Origin of the sequence: Allofournierella massiliensis, assembly GCF_004345265.1 — a bacterium.
Classification (GTDB): domain Bacteria; phylum Bacillota; class Clostridia; order Oscillospirales; family Ruminococcaceae; genus Allofournierella; species Allofournierella massiliensis.
Map to the genome: position 1 here is coordinate 3054 of NZ_SLUM01000061.1, position 1373 is coordinate 4426.

Sequence of the window (1373 nt, forward strand, 5' to 3'; positions counted from 1 at the left end):
CCAGTGGCAGGTTTTCAGGCGATCTGCGCGCCGGGGCTATGCCCCAAGCGCGGGAAGCTTTGCGCAGCAAAGATTTCCAAATCCCTCTCTTTCCGCCAGAGAAATCCGTAAGCTGAAAGGCTTGCGGATTTTTTTCGTTCAGAAAAGGTTTTACCGGGCGAAAGGGTGATCGCCGTGAAAACAGCCCGGGAAGTTTTCCTCCTTCCCGGGCGGTTCTGTTCAGCCGGCCTGATGATCCGATTGATCAAGCCAGTTCAGTTGGGCGGGATCCAGACCGACTGTACTGTAAAACAACCGGGCGTCGATCTGAAGAATGGCGCACAGACGCAGCAGCAGGCGGCCGCTGGGCGTGCGTCGCCCGCTCTCAATCTGCTGATACCATCGGGTCGAGATTCCCGCCAGCTCTGCCACGGTCTCTTGCGTAAGACCCATTTGGTGACGGCGGATAAAGATCTCTGATGAAAATGCTCTTCTGAATTTCATGCCGCAAGATTCCCTCCTTTACTTTATATATAGTGTAGTGCGTTTTGAAAGTCTGTGGGGGAAAAAGTGGACTTTGTAGGCAAATTTGGCGAATTTTGCCCGGGTTTGCGCCAAATCTGCCTACAAATTCAATCCGGTTTTCAGAAAAGATAACCGATTCTGCAATGTTTCTGCTGGACAAATGCGAAAAAATTCTGTTATGATGAAAACAAAAATTGAAAATCGGGTTTGGGCATTCTGCGCGGAAAGGTAACAGAATCGTATGTTTGATGGTTTTTAACCACAGATTAGGTCAGTTTACAAGGAACTACACGCAGACCGTGAAACGGGCTGCTGACAACAAACGGCGGTATGCTCCCGGAGAGGGCAGCATACCGCCTGTTTTGTTGTCCGGGGTTTCCAAAGGGGTGCCCCCTTTGGCACACGACTTTGCTTGCAAAGTGTAGTGTGTTATACCTGCTGGCGTGGCTGACGGGGGAAACGGGGTGCGGTGCTTCTTGCGCCCCGTTTGCTCCGGCAGGAAAACAGGCTGAATTTTTGCGAATGGGAATGAGCAAAAAATCGGCCTGTTTTCAGAGAACGGCGGCAGGTATATGAAAGCCCCCGTCCCTCGTCCTACGCTCCGACTTGTGGACAAAGTGTCCCGAAGTTGTGGCCACACTCCCGGAAAAGTAGCAGGACAGCGGGCAACCGTCAAGGCTGAAATGAACGGGGTTACACCCGGCCTTGACCGCCGCCCGCCGCCCCGCTGGATGGGTGGACAAGGCGGCCAATCCCTCAAAGTGCTTGTCCGCGCTCTTTCTGATTTTGAGGTATTCAGTTTTTCAAAATTGAATAATCAAAATAAATTTTTTCGATTGAAAAAATTTTATTTGTTATCATCTTCAATG

2 protein-coding genes are annotated in these 1373 nt (G+C 50.9%); one reads left to right on the forward strand and one right to left on the reverse strand.

Annotated features, from left to right (window positions below):
* Positions 1 to 219: 219 nt before the first annotated feature.
* The gene (locus EDD77_RS17740; protein ID WP_207667966.1) at positions 220 to 432 is read right to left on the reverse strand and encodes a helix-turn-helix domain-containing protein; all 213 of its coding nucleotides are present in this window, start codon (positions 430 to 432) and stop codon (positions 220 to 222) included.
* Between the two features lie 644 nt (positions 433 to 1076).
* Here EDD77_RS17740 and EDD77_RS18615 point away from each other — a divergent pair.
* A partial coding sequence (locus tag EDD77_RS18615) for a hypothetical protein (RefSeq protein WP_243117497.1) occupies positions 1077 to 1373 on the forward strand: 297 nt, incomplete at its 3' end.